Annotated in this window: 20 protein-coding genes; 13 read left to right on the forward strand and 7 right to left on the reverse strand. The window is 63.2% G+C overall.

Features of this window, described 5'->3' with window-relative positions:
• The first annotated feature begins 11 nt into the window (after positions 1–11).
• The gene (locus E3N94_RS12795; RefSeq protein WP_241987127.1) at positions 12–1,184 is read left to right on the forward strand and encodes a tyrosine-type recombinase/integrase; all 1,173 of its coding nucleotides are present in this window, start codon (positions 12–14) and stop codon (positions 1,182–1,184) included.
• 315 nt (positions 1,185–1,499) lie between these two features.
• Here the strand turns inward: E3N94_RS12795 and E3N94_RS12800 are convergent, their stop codons facing one another.
• From E3N94_RS12800 to E3N94_RS12820, 5 genes are all read right to left on the reverse strand, one after another.
• Positions 1,500–1,880 carry a hypothetical protein gene (locus E3N94_RS12800; protein WP_134570359.1) on the reverse strand — a complete coding sequence of 127 codons (381 nt, stop codon included), beginning with the start codon at positions 1,878–1,880 and terminating at the stop codon, positions 1,500–1,502.
• 164 nt (positions 1,881–2,044) lie between these two features.
• Positions 2,045–2,596 carry a hypothetical protein gene (locus tag E3N94_RS12805; RefSeq protein ID WP_134570360.1) on the reverse strand — a complete coding sequence of 184 codons (552 nt, stop codon included), beginning with the start codon at positions 2,594–2,596 and terminating at the stop codon, positions 2,045–2,047.
• 257 nt (positions 2,597–2,853) lie between these two features.
• Complete coding sequence (locus tag E3N94_RS12810) at positions 2,854–3,099, reverse strand: hypothetical protein (RefSeq protein ID WP_134570361.1); 246 nt, start codon at positions 3,097–3,099, stop codon at positions 2,854–2,856.
• A 91-nt stretch (positions 3,100–3,190) separates the two neighbouring features.
• Positions 3,191–3,691, reverse strand: a complete 501-nt coding sequence (locus E3N94_RS12815; RefSeq protein ID WP_134570362.1) for a hypothetical protein — start codon at positions 3,689–3,691, stop codon at positions 3,191–3,193.
• 54 nt (positions 3,692–3,745) lie between these two features.
• Entirely contained in the window at positions 3,746–4,195 is a 450-nt protein-coding gene (locus E3N94_RS12820) for a hypothetical protein (RefSeq protein ID WP_134570363.1), read from the reverse strand.
• Between the two features lie 259 nt (positions 4,196–4,454).
• Here E3N94_RS12820 and E3N94_RS12825 point away from each other — a divergent pair, with 259 nt between their 5' ends.
• The 7 genes from E3N94_RS12825 to E3N94_RS12855 all read left to right on the forward strand — a co-directional run bounded on the left by E3N94_RS12825 (position 4,455) and on the right by E3N94_RS12855 (position 9,623).
• Positions 4,455–5,315, forward strand: a complete 861-nt coding sequence (locus E3N94_RS12825) for a hypothetical protein (protein WP_134570364.1) — start codon at positions 4,455–4,457, stop codon at positions 5,313–5,315.
• Positions 5,312–5,578, forward strand: coding sequence for a hypothetical protein (locus E3N94_RS12830; RefSeq protein ID WP_134570365.1), 267 nt, complete (start codon positions 5,312–5,314; stop codon positions 5,576–5,578). The genes E3N94_RS12825 and E3N94_RS12830 overlap by 4 nt, the downstream gene beginning before the upstream one ends.
• Before the next feature lie 296 nt (positions 5,579–5,874).
• Entirely contained in the window at positions 5,875–6,135 is a 261-nt protein-coding gene (locus E3N94_RS12835; RefSeq protein ID WP_134570366.1) for a hypothetical protein, read from the forward strand.
• Positions 6,136–6,359: 224 nt separating this feature from the next.
• Entirely contained in the window at positions 6,360–6,788 is a 429-nt protein-coding gene (locus tag E3N94_RS12840) for a hypothetical protein (RefSeq protein ID WP_134570367.1), read from the forward strand.
• A gap of 66 nt (positions 6,789–6,854) precedes the next feature.
• Entirely contained in the window at positions 6,855–7,304 is a 450-nt protein-coding gene (locus E3N94_RS12845) for a hypothetical protein (protein WP_134570368.1), read from the forward strand.
• A 433-nt stretch (positions 7,305–7,737) separates the two neighbouring features.
• On the forward strand, positions 7,738–8,259 hold the full coding sequence (locus E3N94_RS12850) for a sigma-70 family RNA polymerase sigma factor (protein WP_134570369.1): 522 nt from the start codon (positions 7,738–7,740) through the stop codon (positions 8,257–8,259).
• Positions 8,260–8,327: 68 nt separating this feature from the next.
• Positions 8,328–9,623, forward strand: coding sequence for a hypothetical protein (locus E3N94_RS12855; RefSeq protein ID WP_134570370.1), 1,296 nt, complete (start codon positions 8,328–8,330; stop codon positions 9,621–9,623).
• Between the two features lie 75 nt (positions 9,624–9,698).
• On the opposite strand, the gene E3N94_RS12860 is transcribed toward E3N94_RS12855, so the two are convergent.
• Both E3N94_RS12860 and E3N94_RS12865 read right to left on the reverse strand, forming a co-directional pair.
• The gene (locus E3N94_RS12860) at positions 9,699–11,423 is read right to left on the reverse strand and encodes a formate--tetrahydrofolate ligase (RefSeq protein ID WP_198416291.1); all 1,725 of its coding nucleotides are present in this window, start codon (positions 11,421–11,423) and stop codon (positions 9,699–9,701) included.
• Between the two features lie 141 nt (positions 11,424–11,564).
• Positions 11,565–13,466, reverse strand: a complete 1,902-nt coding sequence (locus E3N94_RS12865; RefSeq protein WP_104100417.1) for an ABC transporter ATP-binding protein — start codon at positions 13,464–13,466, stop codon at positions 11,565–11,567.
• A 330-nt stretch (positions 13,467–13,796) separates the two neighbouring features.
• Here E3N94_RS12865 and E3N94_RS12870 point away from each other — a divergent pair, with 330 nt between their 5' ends.
• From E3N94_RS12870 to E3N94_RS12890, 5 genes are all read left to right on the forward strand, one after another.
• Positions 13,797–14,441 carry a helix-turn-helix domain-containing protein gene (locus E3N94_RS12870; RefSeq protein WP_104194499.1) on the forward strand — a complete coding sequence of 215 codons (645 nt, stop codon included), beginning with the start codon at positions 13,797–13,799 and terminating at the stop codon, positions 14,439–14,441.
• Positions 14,438–14,950 carry a hypothetical protein gene (locus tag E3N94_RS12875; protein ID WP_104194498.1) on the forward strand — a complete coding sequence of 171 codons (513 nt, stop codon included), beginning with the start codon at positions 14,438–14,440 and terminating at the stop codon, positions 14,948–14,950. Before E3N94_RS12870 ends, E3N94_RS12875 begins: the two co-directional genes overlap by 4 nt.
• Before the next feature lie 79 nt (positions 14,951–15,029).
• Complete coding sequence (locus E3N94_RS12880; protein ID WP_134570371.1) at positions 15,030–15,614, forward strand: chlorite dismutase family protein; 585 nt, start codon at positions 15,030–15,032, stop codon at positions 15,612–15,614.
• Positions 15,615–15,859: 245 nt separating this feature from the next.
• Positions 15,860–16,123 (forward strand): hypothetical protein, encoded by a 264-nt coding sequence (locus tag E3N94_RS12885; RefSeq protein WP_104100428.1) that lies wholly within the window; start codon positions 15,860–15,862, stop codon positions 16,121–16,123.
• Between the two features lie 331 nt (positions 16,124–16,454).
• Positions 16,455–17,111, forward strand: coding sequence for a histidine phosphatase family protein (locus E3N94_RS12890; RefSeq protein ID WP_104100429.1), 657 nt, complete (start codon positions 16,455–16,457; stop codon positions 17,109–17,111).
• Positions 17,112–17,430 lie beyond the last annotated feature (319 nt).

A 17,430-nucleotide genomic window follows, 5' to 3' on the forward strand; every position in this document is an offset into this window, starting at 1 on the left:
CGCGGCCACGGTTGACGATCAGCACCTTCGGAGACATCACTATCCGGGTGACGCCGTCGGGCCGGTTCGAGGCTCGGACCCGCTACCGGGACTGGGACGGTCAGACGCGCCAGGTTCAGGCCACCGGAGACACCGCCAGGGCTGCTGAGCGATCGCTGAAGAGCAAGCTCACAACGAGATACCTGCAGCAGCCGACGAACTCCTCGCTGACGCCGGACAGCTCGTTCGCAGACTTGGCGACGTACTGGCTTGAGGACATCGACATGGAGAATCGAATCTCGAGGACGACCCGGAACCTGTACGAGCGCAACATGAGAACGCTCGTGCTCCCGGTATTCCGCAGTCTCACGCTGCGAGAGATCGGCGTCGCTCGCTGCGATCACTTCATCAAACAGCTTGCGAAGCTCTCCCACAGTCGAGCCAAGCAAGGTCGCGTCGTTCTACGGCTGGCGCTTGAGCTGGCGGTACGGCATGAGATTCTCCCTAGCAATCCGATGGACCACGTGTCCCGCCTGTACCGCGAGCCCCACATCCCCGATGCGCTCACGGCCCCGGAAGTGAACGTCATCCGCGCGGCCATCGCCCGGTGGGAGAGCGCCGCCGACCACATCTCCGGCCCCAAGCCCGACGGGCAGCTGGGCGCGATCATCGAGGTCATGCTCGGCACATCGGCCCGAATCGGCGAGGTGCTGGCCATCCGCCGCCGGGACATCGACATCACCAGCGCCATACCGTCCATCCGCCTGGCCGGCACCATTGTCAGCCGCAACGGCGAGCAGACCTTCCGGCAGGACCACCCCAAAACCGCCAAGTCGCGTCGCGTTGTGGCACTACCCACGTTCACCGCCGACGCGGTTCGCCGGCGTCTTGCCAATGCCGGGAGCATGGGCCTGGATGATCTGCTTTTCCAATCCCGAGACGGTACACCGCTGACCACCGCGAACGTGCGCCGACAATTGCGTCACGTGCTCGGGGGAGCGGGAATCGAGGGTGTGACCCCGCACATGTTCCACCGCACGGTCGCGACCGCGGTCAACGCCAACGCCAACATCGAACTCGCCGCAGGGCTGCTTGGCCACACCGACACGAAGATTACGGTGCAGCACTACATTCAACGGAGCGAGCTGGTGAACCCGGCGACCGCCGCTCTCCTCGACCGGGCATTCGCAAAAGACGAGGAATAGCGGGCCGTCGCTAACGCCGAACCCGTCCTATTTGTCGTTGGTTGGGCGGGCAGAGAGCCCTAAGACCAACGGATTATGAATCCGCTGGTTGATCGTGACGAGTCGCTATGCTCAACGAGCTCCACTAGACACGGCCTTTGGTAAGTCGAGTACGGATGTGCATCCGCGGGGCGGCCAGTAGATTCGACCTATGAATGAAGCACGTGATCGAAGCGACCTGGACGTCTATGGTGCCGAAGACTTCGAAGAGCTCGATGCAATCTTGGCCGCCATTGACCGGGCTCTTGACACGGACGGGTAGACAACCAGCAGCGCCTAGGGCGTTGGACTCGCGGGCGAAGCAGTGGGGCCTTTCAGTTGCCTGAACTGCCCGGATCGAGCAATCGTCGCTGGGCTTGCAGCTTGACGTTGCCCGAGCATCCAACCGGCACCGAATGCGAGCACTGCCAGCCCGACAATGAACAGCGCGATCCCGACCTGACTCCGTGGCGAGAGTTGTAGGCCTATTGGAGAGAACGTCGTGTTGCTGAGCGGCGCGTAGGCGAACCAGCCGAAGCTCGCTTGGTCACTCGGCACGAGAAGGAGCACGAGCCCGATGACGGCAGCCACGGTGCCGAGGGCGACCATGGATACGCTCACCCGACGCCAGAGGTTTGAGTTGAAAACTCCGCCGTACCCAGCCTGTATCTCGCCCATGTGGCCATGCTAGATGACACACCGGTTCCACGATGTGACAGAGCGCACAGGGGGTCCCTCGTAGGGGAACCGTTGGCGTGCATCGAGCTGATCGCGATCTCGCACTGCGAACCTCACAACACTGGGTGGGCGACGGGCCAGAGACCGGTCGGTCTATCCCGTAATTAGTCGAGAGGCCTGAGGTACGGGATCGAAGTCGGCGGCAGCTGCCACCCGTGGCGCTCATGAGTGCGCTTGGTGAGGTCTCCGGCATGAGACTGCAGCTTCGGTAGCGCCTGCTTGTCATAGCCAGTGGCGCGGAAATGGCGGAGATTTTGGCTGAGCGCGTGCGCCCAGTTCATTAGCGGGTCGAGATTCTCGAGCCGCTGCTCAACGCTGTCGCCGGGCTTCGCTGTGACCATGACCTGCCGTCCGAGGGTTGCGCCGAGGACGCGTTCGGCCTCGAGCCACTCGTCGAGGCCGTCCCAGTCCGTGTACTCGTCGGCGAGGTCGATCATGGCGATGCGCAGGTTTGCTAGACGTTCACCAACCGGCTCAGTTATGGGGTCGAATCCGACGAGGCGCTGTACCGCTTCCTGAACAGCCGACCAAAGCGCGGTTGTAACCGCCTGCCGCGATTCCCGTAGGGCTTCGTTAGCGCGTCTGTTGGCAATGACCGTTCCGAGGCCGGCGATTATGGCAGCCAGGCCGGAGATGACGAGCGCAGCGATGTCCACGACTCAATCCTGGCAGGCTGCGACGAGCGTGGGACATCGACGCGCACCCCGGATCGAGGTGTTCGAGTGGTTCTAGGGATCGCGACCCGGGACCCGAGCCCACTACATAGTTGCGGCTAAGCGCTGCCCGCACGCCGGACGTCCATGGACGCAGATTCGGCGCCAACCCGCCGAAGTTCCGAAGTCTCGGGGAGTGGCGTTTGGGAAGGACTATCGGGCGACGCTCACGAGCGCAAGCACAATCACACGGGCCCAGGTCAGCGGGAGCTTCGGCTTTGGGTCTGAGTTCGAACGATGAGGGCGATGACTACGGTGACGACGCCGACGCACAGGAGAGCGAATGCGGCCGCCATCATCGCCGCATCGCCGGGGAGCATGGCGCACGCTGCCGGCGAATCGTCGTAAGGGCACGTTCGCCAGGGCTGGAAGAAATACAGCACAGTCCCAAACAGTCCAATGACGGCTGCCGCAATGCCGACCAGTAACAACAACCGTGCTGCCATGTCACGAGTAAAGCACAACGAATGACGAGTAGTTGGCGCCTGTTGGCAGTGTTCGACAGGGAACCTTTACGGGGCGATTAGGACCGCTGGGTCAGCTCCGTGCCGCCCGATCTGTCGAGCCGATGCCGATTGCGGCAATTATGCCCGCTGGTAGCGCCAGCAGAAGCCCGACGAATGCGGTGAAGGTGCTGCTCTGCGCGAGCCCCAACGCGATGCCGACGATGCCCACTCCGACTGCTGAGCCCAAGCCGCCCGCGACTATTCTGGCCGCGCTCTCGCGGACTAATCTCCGGTCAACCAAGGCGATTGAAAGAGCCCCTCCGAGCACAGACAAGGCTGCAACCACCAGGCCAACCACGCCGAACTGCGTGGCACCGTTCAAGACTGCGCCTGGCGTCAGATATGCCCGCCAGTCGGGGTTGCCGAAGACCGAAAATCCCAGGAAGACGATTGCTCCTAAGAGGAAACCGCTTGGTAGTGCTGCGATCAGAATGACTCGGTAGCGCCGGGTGAGTTCCATGCCTGCAGTCTCCTGCATCGGAGCGACAACGTCTTCATTCGGGCTGAACCCGTCCGCGAGAGCGTCCGCCATTTCAGTCCAAATGCCAACGTCAAGCGCGCAAAAAGCCTGGCCGTTGGTTGGCGGCTAACGCTTCATGGGCTTCCAGCGCGGCGCTTCTGGCGCTGTCTGCGCGGGTACTCGTCGCAACCGGATCGACGACCTGAAATATAGGAACGACAATGACGCATCGACTAATGCGCCAAGTACGTACGTGAATGCTAGGTCGCGTGATCCTGAGGCCGCCAAGAACACGCCGTTGGCGAAGCTGAGGCTGAGGAGAGATCCAATGACGAAGCCGGCACGCGGCTGAGAGGTCATCGTCCACCAGTCTCGGGGCGGCTCGATCGGTTCGCCTGCACCGCGGAAGGATCGCACCCCTCCGAAGTAGAGCAGGACGGTAAGCACGTTTGCAACCACCGCGTACATCGGCTCCGGCAACAAGTAGGGACGGATTGCCGTACTCAGTATGATGAACAAAACCCCGCCGATCGCAACATAAGCGATCTTCCAACGAGTCTTACGGATGCGGAGCATGGCCTGAGCCTAGCGGGGCGAACAATCTCTGCTGGCGTATGCGCCGCAGCTCAGATCTCAGCCTTCCGCCGCGTAACATGCACAGCTGCCCGCAAGCCGGACGCTGACCGATCCGAATCGCGGCCGGACGACCACACGTTCGCCACGACAGGCCCGGTGTGCCCGCGCAGCCAAAAGTCAGACCCCGAGCGCGGGGCGCACCCGCACTGCTACGGGCAGTGACGCCGACAGCACTCTAACGTGGGCGGATGAAATGTAAATGGCGTTGGCAGTGCGTCGCGAGCAGTACGCCTTGAGTCCGAGGGGCAGCGCGATACTGAGTTTGAGCGTCGGCTTCGTCGTATCCGTACTTCTGGGAGGCGGCTTCCTGCTGACGTTCGTGCGTGATGAGCTGCACTTCCAGTGCAGTTTCCTCCGGATGGGCAGCGATGATCCCGGCTCGTTCTATTGCGCGGACGGTATCAGTTATATCGGCGTGGGGGTGGGTACCTACGGCGTGTACGGCGTGATTCTGCTGGTGGCTCTCGGTATCGCCTCGGTCGGCCGGACAACTGCGGGGATGCTGCGGTCGCGGCTCATGGCAGACATCTCGATTCTTCCCATTGCCATGTTCAGCTGGTCTACCTGGTACGCGACAAGCGCCCGTTCTACTGATCAGGCCCCTGGTGCCAACTATTGGGTCCAGCCCCTTCTCCCCGTGACGGTAGTTCTTGTCACTGCCGTGGTCGCCATCCTGACGGCCGGGCTTATTTCTCGACCGAGGGTCCGCACGGCCGGATTCCTGGTGGCGATGGCCTTGTTCGTCGCGGCCGTTTTCATTCAGCCTGGCAGCCTCTCGGCCGTCGCTGTCGCCGTTGGGATATTGGCTGCGGCAATGGCTCTTGGGCGTCTGGTGCCAAACGAGATCGAAAAGCCCCCCGTCACTTCCGCCAGGAAGAACCTTCAGCACATAAGCTGCGGCATTCGACAATCCAGTCATTTGAGAACCCCATGCGGATTGCTGGAGCGATTCCGTCGTCTGCGGGGGGCGAGACCTGCGAGACTCACCGCATGTCAACTCAGACGGGTACTCAGAAACGACGTGCTGTGTCTCCGGTGCTCATCGGCTTCGTGGGGATGATCATCGTTCCGTTCTGCATCGTGCTCGCGACCAACTCCTGGGATGCTCCAGACGCAGCAGACTTCGTACGGATGGCGTTTGGTACCGTAATCGCCTCCACCTTGGCGTCGGTGGCGGCTTGGTGGCTGGCGTTCAATCGGATGAAAGCGGGTCGGAGTGTCCGTTACTGGTTCTGGGGCGTTGCTGGCATCGTCACTCTTTGCTCAATTGGCAGCATCTCCAGTGCTGCTGAGACTTTGTTGGTGCAATTGAACACTTCATAGATCGCCAATCCGCGGCCGGGTAAGAGTTGGACGCGGAGGCTCTGCAGGTTCTCAGCTCCCGCGTCGAAGGAAGGATATTCATGGCTTCTCGAGCACCCAGGCTTTCTCTGGTCGTACTTGTCGTGTTGGCCCTCAGTGGGTGTTCGGCTGGAGTTGGCACCGGTGACTCAGCGTCGGCTACCGGGGGAGCGATCGAGTTGGCGGTATCGCAGACTTGCGCTGATGGGGCGGACCCGCAATGCGTTCAGGTTAATGGCGAGAAGGTTGTTCTCCCATCCGTACTTGAGCGAGCTGGAGTGAAGGATGCCACCATCGCAGAAAGTAAGGGGCAGAACGCGGTTGATGTGACGTTTACCGAAGACGGGGCGATCGTCCTTAACGCCCTCACGGTGAAGGCTGTCCAAGCCGGGGATTCGGCGCGCCTGATTATCAAGATCGGCGGGGAGATACAGGCTGCCGTCGTGGTGATGGAGGCCATGGAGGGTGATCATGTGCAGATCAGCGTCTCTCCAGACGACAACGCCCAAGAAATCGTAGACCTGATTCATAAAGGCTGAGAAGCGTCGGTGCATCTGGACAAATTCGGGAGAGCGTGGAGGATGAGCTGTGCTGAGCCCAGGTCGTAGGGGGCCCAAGGGGAACCCGTTGCGAGTGGTCATCTTAAGACGAATCGAGACTCTCACCGGCGGCGTCCGCGCCGCCGGTGTCCCGTGGTTGAATCGGGCCGGCGGACGCGGTCTCAATGAAACGTTTTCGGAACAGTGGCTGCAATGATGTGGAAATGGACAAGCAAAGTCGCTCCATCAGGGCTCTCGCAACGCTGCTGGTCGTGACATCAGCAGCGTTGCTTTCGGCGTGCAGTCAGCAGTCAGGTACTGAGGTCACTGCCCTTGGACGCGCTCAGACTTCAACGGATGAGTTGCCGGCCGGCCTCGACGCCGATGAAAAATTGGGAGTGGCACCCAACTCCTCTCGTCTGCTTTCGGAGCAACCAGGAGTGTCGTACTTCGCAGCGCGCTCCGCGTCCGGCAAGGAGGTTTGTCTCATCATGTTCGCGTCACTCTCTGCGTGGACAAGTGCGTGCTCGACTGAGTTGCCGATTGAGCTCAGCCTGACCGGGGTTGGATCTGCGCAGCTGATCTCCGCGTCCAACCTTCCCTCGTCAGATAACTGGACCCAGGTGGCGGACAATCTTGCTATCGGCAAGTGAGCACAGGCGGTTCAAGCAACGAGTTGTGCTGGGCTGCCCGTAAGCCGGACCTTCTTCGACTCAAAGGTGCGAAAGCCTCTGACAAAGCACATCGGGATCCCTGCCGAATTCCAGGACCTCCAACGGCTTGTTGGCGCGTTCAGGAACACCACGATTGCGCATTCCCAGTCTGAGCTCTACACGACCTTCCCCGTTGGAATCCTTGATGCGGGCACCCTGTGGGTGAGAGATGTGACGGCAGCGACCTATTCTCAGACGCTCCCGCCGCCGATGGTGAGCCGCTTCCTTGAACTCGTGGAGGCTGTGGATGATCTCCTCTTCGAGGCGATCGAGCCGGTCCGTCAGAGGCTGATTGAAGAACTAGGCGGGTCGGATCGTGCCGCGATGGTTGCCAGGGGAGCCCGCCCGCTTGTGATCAACGCGTCGGATGCTGACTTCGATCCGCGAACCAAGCGATTGCCCTATCCCACTTCGAACAAGCTGCACTGGACGTCGACGCCGCTGAGCGGCGAATAGATTCGCGCCTCGCGCTGGGTCCGATCCGAGACTGGTCAGGCGCTAGCCTTCCTGGAGGAAAGCAATGAGGGCTGTTGAGGAAATGGAGCTCCACCTTCACCGACGATCCTCTCCCAGCTGGCTTTCGCAAACGGCCCACAAAGGGGCCGTTTACGAAACTCTTCACGAAACGGTCCGGTCGAGACAAGAAGAAATCGCTCCTGAGACGTCTCAGGAGCGATTTCAGGTTCAAGGAGTTCTCGCGTCCGGTTTCGGTCGCGATTCTTGAATTGTGAGCGGGATTTTTGCGGGGGTTGAAGTTCGTCAGCAGGATGGTGACGCGACCTCCGAAAATTCGGGGCGCTGCGTGCAAGACTTACGGCGGAAGCGACATATTCAGTATGTGAGGATCGCCAACACCCCAGCCACCGCCGACATGAGCGAGGGAGCGGCGATGCCTGCTAGCGCGGAACCGCCCAAGACGGCGGCCGACGTCGACTGGTTCACCGTGATCGTCCGGGCGCACTCGACTGCGCTCGTGCGCTACTTCGCCCGCCGCGGACCGCGTCAGGATGCCGAGGACCTGGCCGCTGAGGTCTTCGCGACGGCTTGGCGACGCCGCAATGACCTGCCACGGGAGGCGGTGCTGCCGTGGCTGTATCGCACGGCGGGATTCACGCTCGCGAATTCGCGCAGGAAGCACATCGATCTTCCCGTCGACGAGGTGCCCGAGTCGGGCGTAGTGCGAGTCGACGGCGATCCGGAGTTGAACCTCCTGTTCGATGCGGAACTCCGCGGCGCGCTTGCAAGCGTGGGGGAGCGCGACCGGCAGATCCTTCTCCTCCACGCGTGGGAGGGTCTCGACGGAGCCGAGCTCGCCGGAGTGCTCGGCATCTCCCGATCCGGGGCGGACGCCGCGCTGTCGCGCGCGCGCAAGCGATTGCGAGAAGCCTGGGGCGACCGGATGTCGTTCTAAGGCTTCTGCAAGATTCGGCACGCCCCGCACATATAACAGGTGAACCGAAATTCCGGAGGCTGATCGATATGAACGACGACGACGAACAACGAGACCTGGTTGCCCGGCTGCGTGCCGCCGACCCAGCGGGGGATGTCGAGGCGCGTGCCGGGTTCGCAGACGAGGTCGTCGCTCGGATGACCGGTTCTGAGGCTGAACCGATGGCCGGATCGGCACCCGCGGCCGACCTGGCCCAGGCACGAGCAAGCCGACGGCCACGCTGGCTCCCGTTCGTCGCGGTCGCGGCGTCCATTGTGATCGTGGGTGGCGCGGGATACGGGATCGGAGCGACCACAGGCGGGCCAATGAGCCTCGCCGACGGCGCTGCACCGCCCATCACTCTGCAGTCCAACGGAGGCCCCGAAAGCGTCGCGCAGGGCGGAATTGAGCCTTCCGTGGGCTCTGGCGCCGCTATCGACCAGAAGATGTCTCCCTTGACCTACCCCTACGGATCCGGGCGGAACGCCTTCAGCGCGTCCAGTCTTGGCACACAGGCGGGCACAGCTCAGGCCTACGCCTACGACCCCCGTTCGGCATCCAGCTCAGACAAGGTCACCGCGCTCGCCGCGGCGCTCGGCATCGGGTTACCAATCGAACTGCGCGATGGCAGCTGGGTCGCCGGCCCGCAGGACGGCAGCGCCCCGAGCCTGTCAGTGAGTCTCGACGGCATGCTGTCCTTCTACTTCCAGAACCCGGAGGTGAACCCGTGGCAGTGCGAGGGTGATCAGGTCTGCGAGCCGACCGGCGAACCGCCCAGCGAAGACGCTGCGATGGGAGCACTTCGCGCGCTCCTCGTCGCCGCCGGCCGGGACCCTGCCGCGTTCGAATTTACCTCTCAGGTGTGGGAAGGCTCTCCCACACGCACCGCCGAGGCAAAACCGGTCATCGACGGGCAGCAGCTCGACCAAGGTTGGTCATTGGAGATGGCAGAAGATGGTGTCGTCTCCGCCAACGGTGCCCTCGCCGACGTCGTTGCTCTGGGGATGTACCCGGTGGTAAGTGAGCAAGAGGGCTTCGAAAGACTCTCAGACCCGCGGTTCAGCGGAGCACCGATGGTTCTGCCGATGGCCCTCCGTGATCAGGCGTTGACGACCGAGGAGTGGGTGGCGCCGATGGAGCCGCCCGCGACACCAGTCGCCGGTACCTCGGTCTCATGGCCCGTGAACAAGGTTGAGATCGTCAGCGCACAGCTCGGTCTCGCCAGCCAGTGGCAGCCGGACGGGAGCGTCCTGGTGGTCCCGGCGTACGCGTTCACGGATGCCGAGGGCGGCACCTGGTCGGTTCTCGCCGTCGAGGAATCGATGCTCGACTTCCGGGCTTTTTAGACCATCGTTCACTGCCGGTTCGTGGGCGGGGAAGGCTTCATCGAGAAGCCCGACGTGCCCGGCCGGGTCCGCCGATCAGGACAACCCGACGATCTCGCCGTTGTCGTCGATGTCGATGCGTTCGGCTGCCGGTGCGGACGAGAGACCAGGCATGGTGCGCATGTCGCCGCAGATGGGATAGATGAACCCGGCCCCGATCGACGCACGCACCTCACGCACCGGCAGTCGCCACCCGGTGGGTGCTCCCTTGATTTTGGGGTCGGCCGACAGGGACAGGTGTGTCTTGGCGATGCACACCGGCAGGCTGCCGAAGCCTGCCCGCTCGTACTTGTCGAGTTGCCGAGCTGCCAGAGGCGAGAGGTCCAAGCCGTCGGCGCCGTACATCTCGCGCGCGATCACATCGATCTTGTCGACCAAGGGAAGTTCGTCGGGATAGAGCCGGTGGAAGCTCGACGGTTCAGCGCAGGCCTCCGCAACCGCCTCGGCCAGCTCGACCGCACCCCTGCCGCCTTCGGTGAAGTGGTAGCTGATCGCCGCGCGCACACCTTCCTCTGCCGCGACGTCCATGATCGCTTGATGCTCACTGTCGTAGTCGGTGGGAAATGCGTTCACCGCAATGACCGGCGTCACTCCGTGCCGTCGGATGTTGGTGATCTGCCGGCGCAGGTTCGCTGCCCCGGCGATGACGTCGTCGGGATTCTCGGCGAGCATCTCCGGTGGCAGCGGTCGGCCGGCGACTACCCGGTACTTGTTTGAGTGAGTTTTCAGGTCACGCACGGTCGCGACGATGACGGCGGCATCCGGCGCCAGCCCGGAGGAACGGCACTTGATATTGAAGAACTTTTCCGCGCCGATGTCTGCACCGAACCCCGCCTCGGTGATGAGGTAGTCGCCGGCATGGATGCCGATCAGATCGGCGACGACCGAGGAGTTACCGGTGGCGATGTTCCCGAACGGACCGCTGTGGACGAGCACTGGCGTCTGCTCCACGGTCTGCATCAGGTTCGGCTTGATGGCGTCCTTGAGTATCGCGGTCATGGCGCCGGCCGCCTTGAGCATCTCGGCGGTCACCGGTTCGCCGCCGCGGTTGTAGCCGACGACGATTCTTCCCATCCGTTCACGGAGATCCCGCAACGACGTGCACAGCGACAACAACGCCATCACCTCGCTGGCTGCGGAGATGTCGAAACCGGATTGGAACGGATTGCCGTCGTCAGGACCGCCGAGCCCGGTGATGATGGTGCGCAGCTCGCGATCGTTGACGTCGAGGACACGTCGCCAGGTGATCTCATGGGGGTCGAACCCGAGACGGTTTCCCTTGTGGATGTGGTTGCCGATCATCGCCGACAATAGATTGTGGGCCGCGGTAACGGCGTGCGTGTCGCCGGTCAGGTGCAGGTTCAGTGCCTCCATCGGGACCACCTGAGCGTAGCCGCCACCAGCGGCTCCGCCCTTGATGCCGAACGTCGGCCCCATCGACGGCTGCCGTATCGCGACGATCCCGAGCTTGTCGATGTGCCGGAAGCCCTGACCGAGCCCGACCGCGGTGGTCGTCTTGCCCGACCCGAGTGGAGTCGGCGTGATTGCGGTGACGACGACATACTTGGCCCGTGGACGGTCACGGAGCTCATCGATCGCATCGAGGGAGATCTTCGACGCTGCACTTCCGTGCGGTTCCAGCAGGTGTGGACCGATGCCCATGTCGGCTGCAACCTCTTCAAGCGGGCGACGGGCCGCAGCGCGCGAGATAGCGAGATCCGACGGCATGGCCGTGGTGATTGATCGAGATGGCTTGAACATGGAGCCTCCTCAGCGCCTCAGCGCCTCTGGGGCCTGGTGACCCAAGCGTACTGTCAGGCAAGTCGTCATCAGTCCCCATTAAACGAAACGTGATGAGACGACTTTCCGAGGCGCTCGGGGCAGGGATACCGAGCCCAGCGACTAGGTCCGGCTCAGTGCTTCCTCATCGGCCGCATCATTCTTCTGCACGGCGAATTGGGTCCGGTGCAATTCCTCGTAACGCCCACCCACAGCCAGCAGTTCCTCGTGCGTACCGCGCTCCACGATCGAGCCGTCCTCAACCACGAGGATCAGGTCTGCGCTGCGGATGGTGGAGAGGCGGTGTGCGATCACCATCGCCGTCCTTCCCTCGAGCGCCTCGCTGAGCGCCGCCTGCACGGCGGCCTCAGACGTCGAGTCCAGCGCCGCCGTCGCCTCGTCGAGGATGACGACGCGCGGCTGGGCGAGCAGGAGCCTCGCGATGGTCATCCGCTGGCGCTCGCCCCCGGACAGTCGGTAGCCGCGCTCACCGACCATGGTGTCCAGCTGGTCCGGCAGGGACCGGATGAGCGGCTCGAGCCGCGCACGGCGGACGGCGTCCCACACCTCGTCGTCGGACGCCTCCGGTCTCGCGAGGCGCAGATTGGAGAGGATGGTCTCGTGGAACAGGTGGCCGTCCTGCGTCACCATGCCCAGGGTGTGCCGCATGGAGACGAAAGTGACATCGCGGACATCCGTCCCCGCGAGGCGCACGGCGCCGCTGTCGACGTCATACAGGCGCGAGAGGAGCTGCGCAATTGTGGACTTGCCGGCACCGGACGTACCAACGAGGGCAACGGTCTGCCCCGGCTCGATCCTGAAGGACACGCCGTGCAGCACCTCCTCGCCGCCTCGGGTGTCCAGCGTGGCAACCTCCTCGAGAGAGGCGAGGGAGACTTTGTCCGCGGAGGGGTAGGCGAAGCGGACGTTGTCGAACTCGACGGCCACTGGGCCTTCGGGGACGGCGACGGCGTCGGGCTTCTCCTTGATGAGCGGGTCGAGGTCCAGCACCTCGAAGACGCGCTCGAAGCTGACCACCGCGCTCATGATCTCCACCCGTGCGTTTGCGAGGCTGGTGAGCGGCGCGTAGAGGCGGGTGAGGAGGAGCGCCAGGGTGACCACGTCACCGGTATTCAGCTGGCCGGCGAGTGCGAGGAAGCCGCCGAGCCCATAGACGAGCGCAAGGGCGAGAGCGGAGACGAGCATCAGGGCGGTGAAGAAGACGAACTGCAGCATCGCGGTCCGGACCCCGATGTCGCGGACGCGGGCGGCGCGGACGCGGAACTCCTCGGCCTCCTCGTCGGGCCGACCGAACAGCTTGACGAGGGTGGCGCCGGGCGCCGAGAAGCGCTCGGTCATCTGCGTGCTCATGGCGGAATTGTGATCGGCGGCCTCGCGGCGCAGCGCGGCGAGGCGGCTGCCCATGCGGCGGGCGGGTACCAGGAAGATGGGGAGCATGATCACGGCGAGAACCGTCACGAGCCAGGACGTGCTGAGCATGACGATCAGGGTGAGGATCAGCGCCACGAGGTTCGTAACCACGCCGGACAGCGTGCCGCTGAAGGCCTGCTGGGCGCCGATCACATCGTTGTTGAGGCGGCTCACGAGGGCGCCCGTCCGCGTGCGGGTGAAGAACGCGATCGGCATCTTCTGCACGTGGTTGAAGACGGAGGTGCGGAGGTCCAAAATCACGCCTTCGCCGATCCGCGCCGAGTACCAGCGCGTCACGAGTGACACGGCGGCGTCGGCCACGGCCACGAGGGCGATGACGACGGCGAGCCAAACGATCGTGGTGACCTCGCCCTGGGCGACGATGACGTCGACCACCTGGCCGGCGAGTACCGGCGTCGCGACCGCGAGGAAAGCTCCCACGATAGAGAGGGCGATGAAGATCAGCAGCTTGGACCGGTAGGGCACCGCGAACGTCATGATCCGCCGCACGGACTCACGGGAGAAGCCGCGCTTGCCGTCCCTGGCGGTCGAGATCTTGTGCAGCGAGCTCCAGGCCGCGCCTTCCATGCTCATTGAGGTTCCTTCCGTGGGTACCAACCTCAGTTTAGATGGCGACTTGCCCGAGCTTGGCGACGCTGCTGCCGAGGTGACGCGCGGTGCGCCGGTCAGCGTCATGGACCGCGTCGGGTCCGCGGTCAGTCCACGACTGTGCGCCGGTTCCCCCCGTCATGACCCAGAAACCTCGTGTGACAGGACTGCACAGGGGCTTGGCGGACAAGGGCGCGCCGGAGGTGGTCGCGCTGCGGGGCCGTCAGTTGGGCCGTCCCTCATCTGGACGAGCCTGACACATTCATTTGGTGCTGTCGCTTGTCACAAGGGTTTCAGCGGTTGTACCCTTGTGACATGTTGAGTGTGAAAGAGTACGCCGCCCGCCAGGACATCTCTGTCGCGCGCGTGCACCAGCTGATCCGCGAGGGCAAGGTCGATGCCGAGAAGATCGGCTCAAGCTGGGGAATCGACGAGTCGGAGCTCCGTCGACAGCCTCCGCTCTCCCGCCCGCTGAGCCCGGCCAACTCATGGTCGCTCATCGCTCTGCTGTCGGGCGTCGAACCCGAGAACATGGAGGCGAAGGCTCGCTGGCTCCTGAACCGCAAGTGCGCTGCCCTGGCAGAAAGCAATGCGCCGGCCCTCCTCCTTGCCAGCTGGCTCCGGAATCGCGCACCGGTCCGTGCCTTGCACGCGAACGCCGATGATCTCGGTGACCTCCGCAGCGACAAGCGAATAGTCCTCTCCGGAATCAGTGACGACCGCGCGGGGCTTAGCAGCGAACATGAGGTTGAAGCGTATGTTGACCCCGAGATCGCCCAGCAGCTCATCAACGAGTACCTGTTGGTGAAGGCGAAGAATGCGAATGTCTGGCTCCACCTGGCTCGTGTCCAAGCTGACGCCGACGGGCGAGCGCCGCTGGGCCTTGTCCTCGCTGACCTCGCCGACCACGCCGGGCCACGCGAAAGTCAGCGGATCAAGGAACTGCTGAGCAACCGATGACCGTCATCGACATGCCGGTACTCGGTCAGAGGTCCTCGCTGGCTTGGCACGCCCTTTTCGACCTATCCGAGAAGGTGCCGAATAACTGGTGCCTGGTTGGCGGCCAGATGGTGCACCTCTGGTGCGTCGAACGCGACACCACGCCGAATCGGCCGACCGACGACGCGGATGCTGTTTTGGATGTGCGCGCGCAGCCGACCATCCTCCATCAGGTCACCAAGGCCCTCGTTGACATCGGATTCGAGTCCGCCGGTGAAAGCCCAGAAGGCCATCAGCACCGGTGGACCCGCGGCGATGCCACCATCGACCTCCTCATCGCAGAGCACGTCGGTGAGAAGGCCGCAGCACGACGAGGAGTCACAGGCGGCACCACCCTGGAAGCCCGAGGATCCAACCAAGCAATCGACCGGGCTGAGCTGGTCACCGTCAACCATGATGAACGCCAGGCCCAGATCTGGCGGCCGAACCTTTTTGGGCTGACGCTGGGGCGTCGACCTGAGGATGCCTGATCGCACGCCATCAGAGCCTGCTGGGGCGGTTCTCAAGATGATGTTAGCGTCGAAGTCGCTGATACCGTCAGGAGTTCCAATGACCGACGCCCTACCCGTCACTTTCACTGCAGGCGATGCTGGCCAGTGGCGTATTGATCGCATCATCGCGGTGACCGGTGACGGGCTCCCCGCCGCCGCGCGTCTGCTGATTCGTGAAGGAGCGGCAGAGGATGAATCATGGTTGTCGGGGTCATCGGCCACGGACGCCCCGGGGTGGACCCTGCGCGGCACCGTTAGTCATCAGCGTTACACGACCGCTGCCGAACTGGCCGAGCTGACGGCGCGGTCACCGGCTCTGGGCCGACCCGGCGCGACCGTCGCCTCCTTTATCCCCATCACCAAGTCAAAGGAGTGGTGGGAACTGGCCCAAGACGAACGCCGGCAGATTTTCGAGGAAACCAGTCACCACATCCGACGTTCCATGAACTCGCTGCCAGCTGTGGCCCGGCGGCTCCATCACAGCCGTGATGGGGGTGGGCCGTTCGATTTTTTGACCTGGTTTGAGTACGCGCCCGAAAGTGTCGCGGATTTCGACAAGCTGCTCGATGAGTTGCGGAGCACCGAGGAATGGATCTTCGTCGAACGCGAGGTCGAGGTGCGCTTGTCGCTCGGTTCGCAGTGACGAGCGCCCCGACGCCGGTCAGTTAACCGCAGATGATGAGCAACGGGCGAGAATGTCCCTCCGGTTCTGGCCTTGGCGTGGTGTCCGGTGGCTGGGGCGTTGGTGGGTCGCTAGTTGCTCCGGGACGGTCCCCGTTCTGGAGCCGGCGGGGCTGCGGGCGGTGAGGCCACCCACCCGGACACAAAGTCATCGACGTAGAGGGATTCCCAGCCGGGGTTCTTCGCTATGGGTATGTATGTCTCGGCGTGGGCGTTGAGCCAGTCGCCACCCCGCCCTCGGTTGTCGGCGATCTCGAGGGCCTACTCAAGCGCTCGGGAAGAGGGACGAATCTCAGCGTCGATATCGTCGGTGAGACCACGATCAGGGATGTATCGAAGGGACAATGCGGCGCCTCCAATGAAGTAGACACCGGTGCTCAAACCGTCGCCCTGCAGACGTTGGACAAGGTCCCGGAGGCCGTCGATCAGGTCGGCTCGGCCAAGACGGTTAGCACTCTGCGGCATTTTTAGACACTCGCCAGGACGGACTTGTCTAGTACTATGTTGCGACGGGAGAACCCTGCCGGCACGTTCTCATCCCGAATCGTCCTCGTGTAAGTGCTGCCCGAAACATCCGTTGTTCCGGGGTGGGCGAGCAGCTCTTCGCTTTCCGAGCCGTCTGCGCTCACCATGAACGGCCGTAGCCGCGTGATGGCTGGGATGCCCGTTCCCCCACCCGCTTCGAACACCCGCAGGGATGCCCGTTCCCCCACCCGCTTCGAACACCCGCAGGGGTGAACGTTGGCCTTTCCAGCAATCAAGAACCTCCATCGAAACGGGGGTGCGATACTACTGTTGCCGTATGTTTACGATCGAGCCGCTGCCCAGCCACCCCGCTCCGGATAACCCGTCGGGGAAGCTGATTCTCTTGCGCCATGGGGAGACGGAGTGGTCGAAGGATGGCAAACACACTGGGCTCACGGATATTCCGCTCACTGCCCGGGGAGAGGGACTTGCCCACGGCGCGGGCAGGTTGGTAGCCGACTACGATTTCTCGCTCGTTCTGACGTCGCCGCTGCAGCGTGCGCGACGCACTGCTGAGCTCGCTGGCCTTCAAGCGGAGGTTGATCCGCTCCTCGTCGAATGGGACTACGGCGGGTACGAGGGGCGTACGACGCGGGACATCCGCAGTGAACTCGGCTACAACTGGAGCGCATTCACCCACGGCGTGATTCGTGGTGAAACGCCTGGTGAGACGGTGGAGGAGGTCGCCGCCCGCGCGTCGCGGGTGCTCACGCGGGTGCTGCCTGCCATGGAGGAGGGAGATGTCGCCCTGATCGCGCACGGACATTTCCTGCGCATTCTCACCGCCGTGTACCTGAGGATGGCCCCTCGATTCGGTGCTCAAATCAGCCTGGATGCTGGATCAGTCTCCGTGCTGAGCTATTACCGAGAGCAGCCGGCCATCTTGTCGTGGAACTACGGAGCCGAACTGCCTTTGGTGCCCTCAGAGTCCTAAGTCGCGACCCAAAGTGCTGAAGGACTTGGGATCGCGGTGCCGACCGCGACGGTTCAAATGGTCATCATTTACTCATCACATTCATCTCGATTCGACCCAAATTGACAAAGTACAATTGCAGGTAGTGAACCGCCCGGTTCCCTGTCAACACAGGGGCATCCGCGAGTTTTCCGAGTCATTCGGCGAAGACAAAGTTAAGGTCTGAGCCTTCATGGGGTCGCGGGTTCAAATCCTGTCAGTCCCAACAAAGGGCCATTTGCGAAACTCATTACGAAACGGTCCGGTCGAAACAAAAAGAAATCGCTCCTGAGGCTTCTCA

This window comes from Cryobacterium sp. Sr3 (assembly GCF_004402835.1).
GTDB lineage: Bacteria > Actinomycetota > Actinomycetes > Actinomycetales > Microbacteriaceae > Cryobacterium > Cryobacterium sandaracinum.